Source organism: Streptomyces sp. NPDC027185 (genome assembly GCF_055567035.1).
In genome coordinates this window covers 121,983-137,804 of the sequence record NZ_JBVHRF010000001.1, presented here as the reverse complement: position 1 = coordinate 137,804, position 15,822 = coordinate 121,983, and the positions used below count along the sequence as shown (strand labels likewise).

Sequence of the window (15,822 nt, the reverse complement as noted above, 5' to 3'; positions counted from 1 at the left end):
TTTACCTTTCCATTTACTTTCTCTTGGTGTTCTTTTACTCTTACTCCGCGGAGGGGAGTACTCCTGCAACGACGTCCCCGTCATCACGGATCACGAGTGTGACGCGATCCCGGGGCGTCGGCCCGGCAGCCTTCGGGAGCCGGGCGGAAGAGACCTCCGGCAGCCACGACGCTGTACGTGCCGTACGACTCTGCCGGAGGAGCAGTGGACGTTTCCCTGACCCTGTGGGTGCTGACCATCCTCGGTCTCTGCGCCCTGATCGCCGCCGATTTCTTCATCGGCGGCCGCACCCCGCACGAGGTCTCCCTCAAGGAGGCCGGAATCTGGACCGGCGTCTGGATGACGCTCGCCGCGCTCTTCGGACTCGGACTGCTGCTGTTCGGCGGCAGCGGCCCGGCCGGTGAGTTCTTCGCCGGTTTCATCACCGAGAAATCCCTGAGCGTCGACAACCTCTTCGTCTTCGTCCTGATCATGGCGAAGTTCGCGGTCCCGGCCGCCTACCAGCAGCGGGTGCTGATGGTCGGTGTGCTGATCGCGCTCGTGCTGCGCGCCGGTTTCATCGGCGCCGGCGCCGCGATCATCGCCAACTTCTCCTGGGTCTTCTACCTCTTCGGCGCGTTCCTCATCTGGACCGCGTGGAAGCTCGTCAAGGAGGCCATGGCCGGTGAGGAGGACGAGGAGTTCGAGGAGAACCGCTTCCTGAAGACCGTCGAGAAGCGCTTCCCGTCGACGGACGTCTACCACGGCACGAAGCTCTTCGTCGTGGAGAACGGCAAGCGGCTGATGACGCCGATGCTGATCGTCATGCTGGCGATCGGCACCACCGACGTCCTCTTCGCCCTGGACTCCATACCGGCGATCTTCGGCCTCACCCAGGACCCGTACATCGTCTTCACGGCCAACGCCTTCGCCCTGATGGGGCTGCGGCAGCTCTACTTCCTGATCGGCGGGCTGCTCAAGAAGCTGGTCCACCTCTCGTACGGCCTGTCGGTCATCCTCGGCTTCATCGGGGTGAAGCTGGTGCTGCACGCGCTGCACGAATCGGGGGTCGCGGTGCCGGAGATCAGCATTCCGGTCTCGCTGGGCGTCATCTGCGCGGTCCTCGTCGTCACCACCGTCACCAGCCTCATCGCCGCCCGGAAGCAGACGGAGCGGGAAGCGGAGCAGCGGGACACCGCGGGCGTCTGACGCCGACGCCGAACGGGCCGGGGGCGTTCCGGTCGCCGGACGGCAACGGCGGGCCCCGCACGCCGGAGCGTGTGGGGCCCGCCGCCCGGATGCTGCGGACGCGGCTACCAGCCGCGCTCGCGCCACTCGGCGAGATGCGGGCGCTCCGCACCGAGCGTGGTGTCGGCGCCGTGCCCCGGATAGACCCAGGTCTCGTCGGGGAGCTGATCGAAGAGCTTGGCCTGGACGCCGTCGATCAGACTCGTGAAGCGCTCCGCGTCGCCCCAGGTGTTGCCCACGCCGCCGGGGAAGAGGCAGTCCCCGGTGAACACGTGGGGCGCGCCGTGCGGGTCGTCGTAGATCAACGCGATGCTGCCCGGGGTATGGCCGAGCAGATGCCGCGCGGTCAGCTCGACCCGGCCGACGCGCAGCACGTCGCCGTCGTCGACCGGTACGTCAGTGGGCACCGGGATGCCCTCGGCGTCGTACCGCCCCGCGTACGTCCGGGCGCCCGTCGCGTCGACGACCTCGCGCAGGGCGCCCCAGTGGTCACCGTGCCGGTGCGTGGTGACCACCGAGGCGATGCCGCTGTCGCCGATCAGGGCGAGCAGGGTGTGCGGCTCCGCCGCCGCGTCGATCAGCAGTTGCTCATCGGTCGCCCGGCATCGCAGGACGTAGGCGTTGTTGTTCGACGGACCGACCGCGACCTTCGAGATCATCAGGTCGGTCAGCTCGTGCACGTCGGCCGGTCCGCCGACCTTCACTGCTCCGCTGTAGGCCATGACGCCAGCTTAGAGCGGGGGTACGACGGGCAGCGCGCCGCCGTCGACGGTCAGCTCGTCCGGCTCGGCCCGCCCGGTGAGCCAGCCCAGCAGCGCGGTGGCGGGACCCGCCACCACCAGCGGTGAGGCGCCCTCCGCCGACTGCCCGGTGCGCCGCGATCGCCCGTCCGGCGTGCGCAGCTCCAGTGCCGGAAGCTCCGGGTGGCCTGCGAACTTCACGCCGGTCAGGAAGTCCAGCTCCGAGTCGGTGAAGGCCGCGGGAAGCCGGTCGAGGGTGTAGCCGATCCCCAGGTCGACGTGGTGCAGCTCCACCTCGCCGAGCCGCCGCAGCGGCAGCCGGTCGGCACGCTCCGTCACGCCGTTGCGCATCTCGACCCGGAAGCCCCGCCGGTCCGCCGGGAGCGCCCGTACGGCGGCGGTGAACCGCTCCCCGCTCTCCCGCAGATCCTCCAGATGCGCCGCCAGCGGACGGAGCGCGTCCCGCCGGATGTCGGCGGCGCGGGTCGCGGCGTCGGCGTACATCGGTGTGGGGACGCCCGTACGCGCCCAGGTGAGGAGGTTGACCAGGGCGTCCGCGTTACGGGACAGATGGGCCAGGACATGGCCGCGGGTCCAGTCGGGAAGCAGGGACGGTTCGGTGATCGCGGCATCGTCGAGACCGGCGACGGCGGTCAGCAGCCGCTCGGTGGCCTCGTGGACGGCGGCCACATCGTGCGCGAAATCAGGCGCGGTATCGGTCATGCCCCGACGCTAACGCCGCGGACGCGGCTGCGGGAGACCGCCGCGACCGGCCGCACCGCTCCCCCGAGCGCCCCCGGTACGAGCCGGTGCGCCCGGGGGAGCCCGGCCACGTCCGGAGCACGCCGGTGGCGCGGCACCACGGCGCAGCAGGCTCGGGGCCCGTACGCACCCGCTGGCTGTCCGGGGCCGCACCGCGCACGCCATCCCGGGGTGCGCCCCCTTCCCGAGGTGTGCGCCCCGGCTGCCATCGGGTGCGCCGTCACACAGCGACCTCGCGAGGCGCACCGAACCACCGCAGCAGCGCGTCGTCCAACCCGTCCAGCGGCACCGGGGAGCCGTCCCCGGGGGCCGCCACGGCCCACGCCGTACAACCGTCGGGACGTATCAGCATCCCGGCGGGCGCGGGCCCGGTGGGGCGGACGGTCAGCACCCGCAGCCGGTCCGTGTGGCCGGCGGCGCGGGCGCGCAGCGCGGCGTCGTCCGCCAGGTCGAGCAACAGGCCGCGTCCGGGGCGCAGCTGGTCGCCGAGCCGGGTGCCGTCGGAGAACAGCAGGTCGGGGGCGCTGCGGCCGATCAGCGGATGGTCGCCGGGCAGATCGACGCGGTGCAGGACGCCGGAGATCCGCTTCGCGAAGAAGGCGGTCGCCTCGGCGGTCCCGGCCAGCTCCGTGAGGATGCCGCGCAGCGCCCGGGCGTGCGACTCCGGCCGCATCAGCGCCACCTGGGCCCGCGTCCAGTCCAGCACCCAGGCGCCGAGCGGGTGCCGCTCCGCCGTGTACGTGTCCAGCAGGCCCTCCGGGGCCCACCCCTGGAGCGTCGCGGCGAGCTTCCAGCCGAGGTTCACCGCGTCACCGATGCCGAGGTTCAGTCCCTGGCCGCCGAAGGGCGCGTGCACATGGGCGGCGTCCCCCGCCAGCAGCACCCGCCCCTTGCGGTACTCGGGGACCTGCCGGGCGTTGTCCGTGAAGCGGGTCGCCGACAGCACCTTGGTGACCGTGACATCGACGCCCGAGGTGCGCCGCAGCGACGCCTGCAGCTCCGCCGCGGTGACCGGCGCCCCGCGGTCGGCGGGCGGACCGTCGAACTCCACGGTGAGCATCCGCCCCGGCAGCGGCCCGTACACGTAGATGCCGGTGTCCGTGCCGTTCCACCCGGGCTTCAGGCCCTCGCCGCCGGTCATCTCGACGAGTGCCTGACGGCCGGTGATCTCCGGTGCGGTGCCCGGGAACGGGAAGCCCGCGAGCCGCCGGACCGTACTGCGCCCGCCGTCACAGCCGACCAGCCACCCGGCGCGCAGCGTTCCGCCGCTGGTGTGGACGGTGACATGGTCCGCCGCCTCGTCGAAGCCGGTCAGCTCCACGCCGCGGCGGACGGTGACGCCCAGTTCCGCGGCGCGGTCGGCGAGCAGCCGCTCCAGCTCCGCCTGGGGGACGAGATGGATGCCCTCGACGGCACCGGCGGCGCGGAAGTCCGGATCCTCGGGGTCCAGCAGATCGCCGCGGAGCGTGATCCCCGCGAAGTGCCCGGCGAAGCGCGGTGGCCGTACCGGGCCGTCCCCGTACGCGACCCCCTGCTGCCGCAGGAACGACGCGAACTGCTCCATGGCCGCGCGCTGCACCTCCTCCAGGGCGGGCAGCAGGCCGCGCCGGTGGAGGGCCTGCGCGGTCGGTGTGTTGATCGCTCCGGCCTTGATGGTGGTGTCCACCTCCGTCAGCCGCTCCAGAACCACGACGCCGATCTCGGCCAACGCGAGTTCGCAGGCCAGCATCAGCCCCACCGGCCCGCCGCCCGCCACGACGACCTCCGTGTCCGGCCCGATGCCCGCCGCGATGTCCGTGCGCATGTCCCACCCCTGTCCGTATCGCTTACCGAACCAAGAGTGTAGTGACTAAAAAAATATGGCAAGTAAAATATCGCCCATGGATGCGACGGGAGCGGTGGACGAGGGGGCCGGCGGCGGGCCGGCGGGCGTGGATCCGGAGGAGGCGGGCCTCACGCTGCGGGAACGCAAGAAGCGGCGGACGCGGCAGCGGATCTCCGGCGAGGCGACGCGGCTGTTCATCGAGCGCGGCTTCGAGCAGGTCACCGTCGCCGAGGTGGCCACCGCCGCCGAGGTCTCCGCGATGACGGTCTTCAACTACTTCCCGCGCAAGGAGGATCTCTTCCTCGATCGCGCGCCGGAGGCCGCCGGGCTGCTCGTCCGCGCGGTGCGGGAGCGTGAGCCGGACGAGACGCCGCTCGCCGCGTTGCGGCGGCTCGCGACCGGGCTGCTGGCGTCGGGGCATCCGCTGGCGCAGGTGGGGGAGGGGTTCGGGAGCTTCTGGCGTACGGTTCTCGACTCGCCCGCGCTGCGGGCCCGGGGGCGCGAGGTCCTGGAGGAGCTTGAGGAGTTGCTCGCGGTGGAGCTGGGCCGGGCCGCCGGTGCGGCGCCGGGGGATCCGGAGCCCCGGCTCGCGGCCGCGCTGATCGCCGCGGGGTGGCGGGCCGCGTACGCGACGGCGGTGCGCCGGCAGCTCGACGGTGACCCCGCGGAGGCGGTCGCCGTTGAGCAGGCGGAGGTGCTGGAGCGCACCTTCGATGCGCTGGAACGGGCCCTGCCGGTGCTCGGCGGGCGGTGACGGCCCGGCTGACCTGCGCGGCTGCGGGCGGGGCGGCGGGCGGTGGTGATCGGGAAGGATCCGGCGCCGCCACACGTTCGAGTGAAGCGGGGTAACGACGACCAGAATTCGAATGCGCGTGCTATAGGCTCGTGTGTGGCATCACATCAGACAGTGCCGTGGCGGTCCCCATACCCTGGGAAGGGGTTCCGCTCCGCTCCGCCGCCTCTGCTCATCACCCGGGCGGCGGACGCGGTACCCGCGGCTCCCCGCCCACTCCAAGAAAGGTGCCGACCGGCGTGGCCGACCGTCTCATCGTCCGTGGCGCTCGCGAGCACAATCTGCGCAACGTCTCGCTCGACCTCCCCCGCGACTCCCTCATCGTCTTCACGGGGCTCTCCGGGTCGGGCAAGTCCTCGCTCGCCTTCGACACGATCTTCGCCGAGGGGCAGCGGCGTTACGTCGAGTCGCTGTCCTCCTACGCCCGGCAGTTCCTCGGGCAGATGGACAAGCCCGATGTGGACTTCATCGAGGGGCTCTCCCCCGCGGTCTCCATCGACCAGAAGTCGACGTCCCGCAACCCCCGCTCGACGGTCGGCACCATCACCGAGGTCTACGACTACCTCCGCCTGCTCTTCGCCCGGATCGGCAAGCCGCACTGCCCCGAGTGCGGGCGCCCGATCGCCCGGCAGTCGCCCCAGGCCATCGTCGACAAGGTGCTGGAACTGCCCGAGGGCAGCCGCTTCCAGGTGCTCTCGCCGCTGGTCCGTGAGCGCAAGGGCGAGTTCGTCGACCTCTTCGCCGATCTCCAGACCAAGGGGTACAGCCGTGCCCGGGTCGACGGCGAGACGATCCAGCTCGCCGAGCCGCCGAAGCTGAAGAAGCAGGAGAAGCACACCATCGAGGTGGTCGTCGACCGCCTGACGGTGAAGGAGAGCGCCAAGCGCCGGCTGACCGACTCCGTCGAGACCGCCCTCGGACTCTCCGGTGGCATGGTCATCCTCGACTTCGTCGACCTCGACGCCGACGACCCGCAGCGCGAGCGGATGTACTCCGAGCACCTCTACTGCGCCTACGACGACCTCTCCTTCGAGGAGCTGGAGCCCCGCTCCTTCTCCTTCAACTCCCCCTTCGGCGCCTGCCCGGACTGCACCGGCATCGGTACCCGCATGGAGGTGGACCCGGAGCTGATCGTTCCCGACGAGGACCGCTCGCTCGACGAGGGGGCCATCCACCCCTGGTCGCACGGCCACACCAAGGAGTACTTCGGCCGTCTGGTCGGCGCGCTCGCCGACGCCCTCGGGTTCCGTACCGACATCCCGTGGGCCGGCCTGCCGCAGCGTGCCAAGAAGGCCCTCCTCAACGGCCACCGCACGCAGATCGAGGTGCGCTACCGCAACCGCTACGGCCGGGAGCGCGCCTACACCACGCCGTTCGAGGGCGCGGTGCCGTTCGTCAAGCGGCGACACAGCGAGGCGGAGAGCGACAGCAGCCGCGAGCGCTTCGAGGGCTACATGCGCGAGGTGCCCTGCCCGACGTGTGAGGGCACCCGGCTGAAGCCGATCGTCCTCGCGGTGACCGTGCAGGGCAGGTCGATCGCCGAGGTCGCGGCCATGTCGATCAGCGACTGCGCCGACTTCCTGCGTGAGATGACGCTCAACGCCCGCGAGAAGAAGATCGCCGAGCGGGTCCTCAAGGAGGTCAACGAGCGGCTGAAGTTCCTGGTCGACGTCGGTCTTGACTACCTCTCGCTCAACCGCGCCGCGGGCACCCTCTCCGGCGGCGAGGCCCAGCGCATCCGGCTCGCCACCCAGATCGGCTCCGGTCTGGTCGGCGTCCTGTACGTCCTCGACGAGCCGTCGATCGGCCTCCATCAGCGTGACAACCACCGGCTGATCGAGACGCTGGTGCGGCTGCGCGACATGGGCAACACCCTGATCGTCGTCGAGCACGACGAGGACACCATCAAGGTCGCCGACTGGGTCGTGGACATCGGCCCCGGCGCCGGTGAGCACGGCGGCAAGGTTGTGCACAGCGGCCCCATGAAGGAGCTGCTGGCCAACAAGGAGTCGATCACCGGCCAGTACCTCTCCGGGCGGCGGTCCATCGTGACGCCGGAGATCCGGCGCCCCGTCGACCCGGCCCGCTGCCTGACGGTGCGCGGCGCGAAGGAGAACAACCTCCGCGACATCGACGCCTCATTCCCGCTGGGTGTGCTGACCGCCGTCACCGGAGTCTCCGGATCCGGTAAGTCCACGCTGGTCAACGACATCCTCTACACCCACCTGGCGCGCGAGCTGAACGGCGCCAAGACGGTGCCCGGACGGCACACCCGGGTGGACGGCGACGAGCTCGTCGACAAGGTGGTCCACGTCGACCAGTCGCCCATCGGCCGTACGCCGCGCTCCAACCCGGCGACGTACACCGGGGTGTTCGACAACATCCGCAAGCTCTTCGCGGAGACGATGGAGGCGAAGGTCCGGGGCTATCTGCCGGGGCGTTTCTCCTTCAACGTCAAGGGCGGCCGTTGTGAGAACTGTTCCGGCGACGGCACCATCAAGATCGAGATGAACTTCCTGCCGGACGTGTACGTGCCGTGCGAGGTCTGTCACGGGGCGCGCTACAACCGCGAGACGCTGGAGGTGCACTACAAGGGCAAGTCCATCGCCGAGGTGCTGGACATGCCCATCGAGGAGGCGCTGAGCTTCTTCGAGGCGGTGCCGGCCATCGCCCGTCACCTCAGGACGCTGCACGACGTCGGTCTGGGCTATGTCCGTCTCGGCCAGTCCGCGCCGACCCTCTCCGGCGGTGAGGCGCAGCGCGTCAAGCTGGCCAGCGAGCTCCAGAAGCGGTCCACGGGCCGCACGGTCTACGTCCTGGACGAGCCCACCACCGGGCTGCACTTCGACGACATCAGCAAGCTGATCACGGTGCTGTCCGGGCTGGTCGACAAGGGCAACACGGTCATCGTCATCGAGCACAACCTCGATGTGATCAAGACCGCCGACTGGATCGTCGACATGGGCCCCGAGGGCGGCAACGGCGGCGGCATGATCGTCGCCGAGGGCACCCCGGAGCAGGTCGCCTCCACCCCGGCCAGCCACACCGGCAAGTTCCTGCGGGACATCCTCGGCGACCGGGTCAGCGACGCGGCCACCTCGGGAGCGCCCGCGGTGGCGAAGCCCGCGAAGAAGCCCGCGGCGAAGAAGGCGGCTGCCAGGACCACCGCCGCCAAGACCACGGCCAAGAAGGCCACCGCCAAGAAGAGTGCGGCGAAGACCACGGCCAAGAAGGCGACCACCAAGGCCCGCCGGTCCTCCTGACACCGCGTCGGCGTACGGGTCGCCGCCCCGCCCGCTCCCCGGAGCGAGCAGAGCGGCGACCCGTACGCCCACCACCACCCCGAGACGGCTGCGCCGCCTCGCCCCGCCGCCTGCGGAGCCACCGGCCGCGGCCCACCTCCCGTACGGAACGCGAACCCCCGGACGGCCCCGTACCCACTTACGGAACACCGACCCCGTACGAAACCCGGGGGCCAAGCGATTCACAGCCCCGGCACCCACAGGAAACCGCACAGCCGCCCATGGCCCCGGCTCCACGGAATCCCGTACAGCCGGCCCCGTTCCCGGGCATCAACGTCCCCTGGGCACCCAAGCGCCCGGGGCACCCACGCCCCGCAGAACCGCAGCCCCGGGCACCCGCAACTCGGGGGGCACCCATGGCCGCAACCCGGTCTCACCCCCGCCGCCCCGGTGCGTTACCGCGTCAACTCCGAGGCCCACGGCGGTTCGGCGCCCGCGCGGGCGCAGGTGAGGGCGGCCGCACGGGCCGCGAAGGTGAGGATGTCGCGCCAGTCGTCGGCGCCGAGTGCGGTCAGGGCGGCGCGGGAGAGCGCGTCGTGACCGCGGAGCCGGTGCAGCAGCGCCGCGTTGACGGTGTCGCCCGCGCCGATGGTGTCCACCACCGGGCCCCGTACCGCGGGCACCGACACCGCGGAGCCGCCCTCGGTCCACACCGACAGTCCGTCGCCGCCGCGGGTCAGCACCACCGCGGCGGGCCCGGCGGCCAGCCACTCCCGGATCGCGGACGCCACCACGGAGTCACCGTTCCCCGCCCCGTCACCGTCCTCCGCCCCCGCGAGCCAGCGGGCGTCCTCCTCCGACAGCTTCAGCAGCGTCACGTGGGGGAGCCAGGTGCGGAACCGGGCGCGGTAGGCCGCGGGATCGGGGATCAGCGCGGGCCGGACGTTCGGGTCCAGCGCGGTGAAGAGCCCGCGTCCGGCCTCGCGCCGCAGCAGCGTCTCGTACGCCGTCGCGCCCGGCTCCAGCACCAGCGAACAGGTGCCGAAGGAGAGCGCGCGCACCGCGTCGGGCAGCGCGTCCGGCACGGTGAACAGGCGGTCGGCGGTGCCGTCGGCGTAGAAGCCGTAGCCCGCCGAACCGCCGGGGGAGATGTCCGCGACGGCCAGCGTGGTTGGCTCGTCCCCCCGCTGCACCAGCGTGGCCTCCACCCCGGCCGCACGCAGACCGCCGAGGAGCGCGGTCCCGAAGGTGTCCCGGGAGAGCCGCGAGCAGAAGGCGACCGCGGAGCCGAGACGCCCCAGGGCGACGGCGGTGTTGTACGGTCCGCCGCCGAGCCGGGGCAGCAGGGCGGGCAGCCCCTCCTCGGGAGAGCCGTCCCGCGGCGCGGGAACGAGGTCGATCAGTGCCTCACCGGCGACAACGATCACGGGGCGGACTTCCTTCCGTCGGTGGCCGGGGTGGTCGGCGGCGCCGTGCCCGGCCGGTGGGTGGTGACGGCGCCGTCAGGAGGCTCGGGACAGCCGCACGAGGTGCGGTGCGCCAGCGTGCACGGCAGCCGCAGGGTGCGCGGCGCACGGCCGGGGTCGGCCAGCCGGTCCAGCAGCAGCCGGACCGCCGCCGCCCCGATCTCCCTGCCGGGCTGGGCGACGGCGGTCAGCCGGGGCGTGAAGAGATCGGCCCAGGAGAAGTCGTCGAAGCAGGCCAGCGCCACGTCGTGCGGTACCCGCAGACCACGGGTGCCCAGGGCGCGCAGGGCGCCGATGGTCATCGCGTTGTTGGCGGTGACCAGGGCGGTCGGCGGATCGGCGGCGGCCAGCACCTGATGGGTGGCGGCCTCGGCGCCCGCCGCCTCGGAGTTGCCGCCGGCCAGCAGCGCGGGGTCGTCCGGCAGCCCGCGCGAGCGGAGCCCCGCGCGGTATCCGGCGACGCGTTCGGTGGTGGTGCTCAGCCCCGGCAGCCCGGCGATCAGCCCGATACGGACGTGCCCCAGGTCGGCGAGGTGTTCGACGAGTTGCCGCATGGGCGCGGTGTTGTCCGCGCACACCTGATCGTGTGCGTCGCCGGCCAGCCGGTCCAGGAAGACGGCGGGCACGGACCGGCGGGTCAGATAGCTGACCGTCTCCGACGGCTCGGCGGACGGCGCGACGATCACACCGTCCACCCGCCGTTCGTGCAGCAGCTGGACGACCTTCCGCTCATGGACGGGATCGTCGTGCGGATCGGCGAGCAGCAGGCCGTACCCCGCCTCCAGCGCGCTCGCCTCGACGCCCTGGAGGATCTCGGTGAAGTACGGATTGCTGGTCGGGGAGACCGCCAGCCCGATCGAGCGGGTCCGGGCGGTCACCAGCGAACGGGCCAGGGTGTTGGGGGTGTAGCCGAGTTCGTCGATGGCGCGGAGCACCGCGGCGCGGGTGGTGTCACGCACCGGACGGGTCCCGTTGAGAACGTGCGACACCGTGGCGACGGAGACCCCCGCGTGCCGTGCCACGTCCGCCATCGTCGTCATCCGGCTCCCCCCTCCGGTCCTTGTGCACGTGCGGCGCCGCGGGCGGGTGCCGTGGCGGTTCCGCGCCCGCAGGGGCGCACGGCCGGGCACCGGGCGCCCCGTACGGGTCCGCCCCGTACGGGTCCGGGGGCGCAGCCGAAGAGGCTCCGGTCGTCCGCCGCCGCGGGCGGCGTGCGGCGCGGGAACGGGGCGTGAGCGCGGGGGCCGGGAGGGTGCACCCGCCCACCGTAGCGGCCCCCGCACAGGGGCGTAAACGCTTGCGTAAGCGTTTACGCGCGGGCTACCTTCCCGGCATCGAACCCGCACGACGTCGTGAGGAGGCGCCGATGCGCGCTCTTGTGGTCACCGAACCGGGCACCCCCGACGGCATCGCCGTCACCGAGGTGCCCGATCCCCGTCCGGGGCCCGGTGAGGTGCTGGTGCGCGTCGCGTCCTGCGGGCTGTGCGGTACGGACATGCATCTGCTGGACGGTGAACTGCCCGCCGCGCGCTACCCGTTGATCCCCGGGCACGAACTGACCGGCGAGGTCGTCGAGCTGGGCGAGGGGGTGAGCGCCCCGCCCGTCGGCACCCGGGTCGCGGTGGACCCCAACATGCCGTGCGGCACCTGCCACTACTGCCGGATCGGCCGCGGCAACCTCTGCGCCGACTACCGCGCCGTCGGCGTCACCCGGGACGGCGGTTTCGCCGAACTGGTCGCGGTCCCCGCGGGCTGCGCGTACGCACTGCCCGACGGGCTCTCGGCCGCCGCCGCCGGGCTCGTCGAACCGCTCTCCTGCGCGGTGCACGGCCTCAACCGGCTGCCCCGCCGCCCCGGGGAGCACTACCTGATCTACGGCGCCGGGACGATGGGCCTGATGATGGCCGCGCTCGTGCGGACCGCCGGCGCCGCATCGGTGTCGGTCGTCGACCTCAACGCGGACCGGCTGGCCTTCGCCGAGTCGTTCGGTGTGGACGCGGCGGTGACCGACGCGGACGCCCTGGGGCGGACACCCGGATTCGAGGTGGTGATCGACGCCACCGGTGTCGTCGCGGCCATCGAGGACGGTCTCGGACGGGTGCGGCGCGGCGGGACGTTCCTCCAGTTCGGCGTCGCCGACCCGGCCCGTACGGCGTCGTTCTCGCCGTACCGCGTCTACCACCACGAGATCGACATCCTCGGCTCGATGGCGGTGCACCACAGCTTCGGGCCCGCCATCGACGTGCTGGCGGCCGGGCTGGACCTCGACCCGCTGGTCAGCGATGTGCTGCCGCTCGATGACGCCGCCGAGGCGGTACGCCGCTTCCGCGCGGGCAGCTGCCGGAAGATCCACCTGGCGCCCGCTTGAGACGGCCGGACCGGAGCCCCCGGGCCCGCCACTCGCGGAACGGCCTCCGCCGGACACGGCCGGACGGAAGGCCCCGAGGGGGTGCCGGTAAGGTCGGGATCCGGTAGACGCCGACCCCGTGACCCCTCTGGAGCAGCCATGAGCCAGCCACCCGCCCGCCGAACCGTCCTGCGTGGCGCCGCGCTGGTGGGCGCCGCGGGCTTCGGGGTGGCGGCCTGCTCCGGCGGCGGCCGGAAGGACGACGGCATGCCCGACAAGGCGATCGAGCTGGGGGACGCCGCCGAGGTCCCGGTGGGCGGCGCGAAGCTCTACCGCGAGAACCGGCTGGTCGTCTCGCAGCCCTCCGAGGGCACGTTCAAATGCTTCAGCGCCAAGTGCACCCACGCCGGCTGTGTGCTCTCCGAGGTGACCAAGAAGGAGGGCGACTGCCCCTGCCACGGCAGCCGCTTCGACGTCACCACCGGCCAGGTCCTCCAGGGCCCGGCCACCGAGCCGCTCCCGGAGGTCCCGGTCAGGAACAAGGGCGGCAAGCTGATCGCGGGCTGAGCGCCCGGCCGGTGTGCTTTTGGGGCGCGCGGCCCGGTCGCTCACGCCCCGGAGTGGACCTTCCCCGTGGCCTGGCACGCCGCCGCCCGGGGCACCGTCCGGCCGCTCATCCCCAGTCCCACGCGATCCCCACGATCCCGGGCCGTACGCCCTGCTCCACCAGGTGGACGGCGCGGTGGCGGCCGCTCAGCGTCAGCTCCTGGCGGCCGGCGGGCGGGGCGCCGGCCGAGGAGCGGGTGAAGCGGCGGCAGCGTACCGGGAGCGCCGTCTCGTCGAAGCGCACCTGGAGGACGTACTGTCCGCCGGCGAAGCGGAAGCCGCGGAAGTACTCGGCACTGGGGCCGCCGGTGCCGTCCTCGAAGGCGTAGGCGAAGACGTGGGTGTCCCCGGCGCGCAGCCGGGTGTCGAACAGCAGCTCCGCGACCACCACCCCGGCCTCGGCGTCGCCGCGTACCCGTCCCAGGCGGCAGTTCTCCGCCGCCCGGACCGTCACCCGGGACGGATCGCAGCCCACGTCGCCGCGGTGGATGGCCACATAGCGGTCCACCCCGTCCCGGTGTGCCCGGACCACCTGGAACGATTCGCGTTCGCCCAGCTCACGGCGGGGGCCGATGTGTACCCGCTCGTGGTGGCCGACGGTGTGCAGCCCGTCGTCCGCGGGGGTCTCCAGCTCGGCGAAGAGCTGCTGGAGCGCGTCGGCGGGCTCCACCAGCGCGCGGTACGAGCGCGCCGACGGGCGGTCGCCGTCCCGGGCGCCGCCCTCCGGGACCAGCAGCCGGTGCAGCGACCGCTCGGGCAGCTCCAGCACCTCCTCCAGGGCGCGCACCGCCCGCAGCGACTCGGGGCGCTGCGGGCGCCGGGCGCCCTGCTGCCAGTAGCTGAGGCTCGTCACGCCCACCTTGATGCCGCGCTGCGCGAGTTTGTGCTGCACCCGGTTGAGCGCCAGACCGCGGACGCTCAGCGCGCTCCGCAGGGCCAGGTGGAAGGGGCCGGTCCGCAGCAGTTGTGCCAGCTCGGCCGCCTCGGGAGTGTTCCGTGCCATCTCTCAACCTCCGGCGCGCGGGTGAACGTTCACTACCGGATCGCACGGCGCGCGCCCTGACCGCTGATTCACTGCAGTACGCCGGGCACCGGCCGTTCACACCCGGGCCCGTTCGTCCACACCCCCATGTCACCCCGCATTGAAGCGTGTTGACCTGCCTGCGACAACACCGGATGCTCCTTCGCAGCATCCGGATGCGCTCCTCCACACCCCACCGCCCTGTCCGGGAGGAACGCCATGTCCCGTCCCCGCACCGTACGCCGCAGACGGCTGCCGGCCGCCGCGCTCGCCGCCGTCGCCCTCACCGTCCTGCCCGCCGCCTCCGCCACCGCGGCGCCCGCCGCGTCCGCACCGTCCGCCACGCCGCACCGGGCCGCCCCGCGCGCCGCCGCGAACAGCCTGGACATCGCCATGCAGGCCCAGGAGAACAGCAACTGGTGCTGGGCCGGCTCCGGCAGCACCATCGCCGCCTGGTTCGGCAGGCACTACAGCCAGAACCAGTTCTGCAACGCCGCCTTCGGGCGCCCCCAGAACACCGACTGCCCCAACGACCAGGCCACCTTGGGCAACGTCCAGAACGCCTTCGACTGGATGGGCCTCAACCCCGGCTCGTACGTCAGCGGCTACCTCAACTACGCCACCGTCCGCGGCGAGATCGACGCCCGGCGCCCCGTCGAGACCCGCATCCAGTGGGCCTCCGGCGGCGGCCACATGCACGTCCTCTACGGGTACGACGCCGACCGCAACTGGGTGCGCTGGGGCGACCCCTGGCCCTCCAACAACCGCTACAACTGGGGAGATTACGGCTACTACGTCAACGGCAGCGACTTCTCCTGGACCCACTCCCTCTACCGGATAGGAGCCTGAGGCCATGACGCAGCGCACCGTCCTGCGGGCCGCGGCCGCCGGCGCCCTCGCCACCGCGCTCTGCGGCCTCGCCGCCCAGACCTCCTGGGCCGCCGTGCCCGCGCCGCCCGCGGCGCCGTCCCGTGCGAGTGTCACCGCCGCGCACGAGGCCGCCGCCGCCCCCGCCACCGTCGCCACCCTCGCGCAGTTCTTCGCCCACGACGGCTCGCTGACCGCGGCGAAGGCCGCACCGCGCGTCGGGGACCGCACCGTCCCCGTCTACACGCTGTCGCCCGACTTCGTCCGCCGCACGCCCGGCGCCCCCGTGGCCCGGCTGGACTTCCTCGCCACCGGCGCCACCGCCTCCGACGGCCGTACCGCGTCGGTGTGGACGGTCCGGCGCGGCGGCTCCTGGAAGGTCGTCAACATCGCCACCGGCGACGACGAGACCCGCGCCGTCGCCGCCGGATCGCGCCTCGCCGCCGGGGGCACCGTCTTCCACGAACCGCAGATCAACGCCTGGTACGTCCAGCAGGGCGACCGCATCCGGCCGCTCGGCACCGAGGCGCGCAAGGCCATCGGTGACCGGGGCACCACCGTCGCCGCCTACCAGCGCCGGGTCGCCGCCGCCTACGGCGACAAGCTGCCCGGCTCCGCCTACGACCGGCGCGGCGAGGCCGGCGGCTACGGCGCCCCCGCGGCGGAGGACCCCGCACCGCGGACCGGCCCCCGGGAGGAGCCCGTCGCCGCGGCCGGGGACAGCGTCCCGGTGACCGCCGCCTCGGCCGTCGCCGGCGCCGCCGCCCTGGCCGCCCTGGGCCTGACCGGCGCCACCGCGGTACGCCGCCTGCGCCGCCGCTGACCGGGCGCCCCGTCCGTCCGCCTCCCCGCGGCGGGCGGGGTGCCCCGTGCCGCACGGGGCCACGGGCCCGGGACGCACCGGGCCGTGGCCCCCGTCCGCCGCC

13 protein-coding genes are annotated in these 15,822 nt (G+C 73.0%); 7 read left to right on the top strand and 6 right to left on the bottom strand.

The features are described from left to right. The first annotated feature begins 204 nt into the window (after window positions 1-204). On the top strand, window positions 205-1,188 hold the full coding sequence (locus ACZ4M8_RS00635) for a TerC family protein (RefSeq protein WP_467602052.1): 984 nt from the start codon (window positions 205-207) through the stop codon (window positions 1,186-1,188). Between the two features lie 104 nt (window positions 1,189-1,292). On the opposite strand, the gene ACZ4M8_RS00630 is transcribed toward ACZ4M8_RS00635, so the two are convergent. The 3 genes from ACZ4M8_RS00630 to ACZ4M8_RS00620 form a co-directional block, all read right to left on the bottom strand. Next, entirely contained in the window at window positions 1,293-1,949 is a 657-nt protein-coding gene (locus ACZ4M8_RS00630; RefSeq protein ID WP_467602049.1) for an MBL fold metallo-hydrolase, read from the bottom strand. A 9-nt stretch (window positions 1,950-1,958) separates the two neighbouring features. After that, the gene (locus ACZ4M8_RS00625) at window positions 1,959-2,690 is read right to left on the bottom strand and encodes a maleylpyruvate isomerase family mycothiol-dependent enzyme (RefSeq protein ID WP_467602046.1); all 732 of its coding nucleotides are present in this window, start codon (window positions 2,688-2,690) and stop codon (window positions 1,959-1,961) included. Between the two features lie 259 nt (window positions 2,691-2,949). Beyond that, window positions 2,950-4,533, bottom strand: coding sequence for an FAD-dependent oxidoreductase (locus ACZ4M8_RS00620; RefSeq protein ID WP_467602043.1), 1,584 nt, complete (start codon window positions 4,531-4,533; stop codon window positions 2,950-2,952). A 76-nt stretch (window positions 4,534-4,609) separates the two neighbouring features. On the opposite strand from ACZ4M8_RS00620, the gene ACZ4M8_RS00615 reads away from it, so the two are divergent. Continuing rightward, window positions 4,610-5,308, top strand: a complete 699-nt coding sequence (locus ACZ4M8_RS00615) for a TetR/AcrR family transcriptional regulator (RefSeq protein WP_467602040.1) — start codon at window positions 4,610-4,612, stop codon at window positions 5,306-5,308. A 278-nt stretch (window positions 5,309-5,586) separates the two neighbouring features. Further along, the gene (uvrA, locus tag ACZ4M8_RS00610; protein WP_467602037.1) at window positions 5,587-8,610 is read left to right on the top strand and encodes an excinuclease ABC subunit UvrA; all 3,024 of its coding nucleotides are present in this window, start codon (window positions 5,587-5,589) and stop codon (window positions 8,608-8,610) included. Between the two features lie 434 nt (window positions 8,611-9,044). On the opposite strand, the gene ACZ4M8_RS00605 is transcribed toward uvrA, so the two are convergent. Together ACZ4M8_RS00605 and ACZ4M8_RS00600 are read right to left on the bottom strand one after the other, a co-directional pair. Continuing rightward, the gene (locus ACZ4M8_RS00605; RefSeq protein ID WP_467602034.1) at window positions 9,045-10,016 is read right to left on the bottom strand and encodes a carbohydrate kinase family protein; all 972 of its coding nucleotides are present in this window, start codon (window positions 10,014-10,016) and stop codon (window positions 9,045-9,047) included. Further along, window positions 10,013-11,095 carry a LacI family DNA-binding transcriptional regulator gene (locus ACZ4M8_RS00600; RefSeq protein ID WP_467602031.1) on the bottom strand — a complete coding sequence of 361 codons (1,083 nt, stop codon included), beginning with the start codon at window positions 11,093-11,095 and terminating at the stop codon, window positions 10,013-10,015. The genes ACZ4M8_RS00605 and ACZ4M8_RS00600 overlap by 4 nt, the downstream gene beginning before the upstream one ends. A gap of 326 nt (window positions 11,096-11,421) precedes the next feature. Between ACZ4M8_RS00600 and ACZ4M8_RS00595 the strand changes: the two genes are divergently transcribed. Further along, the gene (locus ACZ4M8_RS00595) at window positions 11,422-12,423 is read left to right on the top strand and encodes a zinc-dependent alcohol dehydrogenase family protein (RefSeq protein WP_467602028.1); all 1,002 of its coding nucleotides are present in this window, start codon (window positions 11,422-11,424) and stop codon (window positions 12,421-12,423) included. Between the two features lie 138 nt (window positions 12,424-12,561). Continuing rightward, complete coding sequence (locus ACZ4M8_RS00590; RefSeq protein WP_467602026.1) at window positions 12,562-12,969, top strand: Rieske (2Fe-2S) protein; 408 nt, start codon at window positions 12,562-12,564, stop codon at window positions 12,967-12,969. A 106-nt stretch (window positions 12,970-13,075) separates the two neighbouring features. Here the strand turns inward: ACZ4M8_RS00590 and ACZ4M8_RS00585 are convergent, their stop codons facing one another. Then, window positions 13,076-14,011: a hypothetical protein gene (locus ACZ4M8_RS00585; protein WP_467602023.1), complete on the bottom strand. Its 936-nt coding sequence runs from the start codon at window positions 14,009-14,011 to the stop codon at window positions 13,076-13,078. 237 nt (window positions 14,012-14,248) lie between these two features. Here ACZ4M8_RS00585 and ACZ4M8_RS00580 point away from each other — a divergent pair, with 237 nt between their 5' ends. Next, a complete protein-coding gene (locus ACZ4M8_RS00580) occupies window positions 14,249-14,878 on the top strand; it encodes a papain-like cysteine protease family protein (protein ID WP_467602020.1) in 630 nt (209 codons plus the stop codon). Between the two features lie 4 nt (window positions 14,879-14,882). Beyond that, entirely contained in the window at window positions 14,883-15,719 is an 837-nt protein-coding gene (locus tag ACZ4M8_RS00575; RefSeq protein WP_467602017.1) for a hypothetical protein, read from the top strand. The last annotated feature ends 103 nt before the right edge of the window (window positions 15,720-15,822 follow it).